A 607-nucleotide genomic window follows, 5' to 3' on the forward strand; every position below is an offset into this window, starting at 1 on the left:
AAACTAAATTTAGTTTGTCGCACCCTGTAAATTTTTTAACATAAGCAATCGTTTTTAATAAATATTTTTGAGTAGAAACAGCAATACGCTGACGCCAGTCATAAAAACAGATAAACAGGTTTTTATTGCGTTCATAGCCGATACTTTCTAACATTATGATGAATGGTTCATAAACAAACGAAGAAAGTCCAAAGCTCCAATTACCAGTACCCGGAATAATAATATTACTCATTGAACCGAAAAGACCTGGGATAAAAATAATAGGAGTTTTTCTTATTTTCATATGCTACTCTCCTTTAACTTTGTAACATCCAAAAAAGTGGGAAATACATTTTGAATGAAAATTTATTTTAATGAAACACTACGGGTTAGAAAGTAATTTGAGCGGAAGGAAATTAAAATGATAAAAAAGATATTGCGAGTTGCTTCTATTATTATTGGTATATTCGTTTTTGTTTTAATTGGGATGCATATTGACGTTACGCTCGGACGGAAAATGGAAGCCGGGAAAAATATGCCGACAGAGTATGCGTCTCATTATAGTGATTTTCAATTATATGTAGAAGGGAAATCATTATATGAGCAGCTATTTGAAGATATTAAAAAA

At 31.1% G+C, this 607-nt stretch carries 1 protein-coding gene and 1 pseudogene; one reads left to right on the top strand and one right to left on the bottom strand.

The window, feature by feature from the left end; genetic code table 11:
• Window positions 1–283, bottom strand: a 283-nt coding sequence (locus KI356_RS27405; RefSeq protein WP_438820852.1) for a lipase/acyltransferase domain-containing protein, incomplete at its 3' end; no start/stop codon positions are given.
• Between the two features lie 117 nt (window positions 284–400).
• On the opposite strand from KI356_RS27405, the pseudogene KI356_RS27410 reads away from it, so the two are divergent.
• A pseudogene (locus KI356_RS27410) lies at window positions 401–607 on the top strand (cardiolipin synthase); the annotation flags it as partial.

Origin of the sequence: Bacillus hominis, from assembly GCF_018332515.1 — a bacterium.
Classification (GTDB): domain Bacteria; phylum Bacillota; class Bacilli; order Bacillales; family Bacillaceae_G; genus Bacillus_A; species Bacillus_A hominis.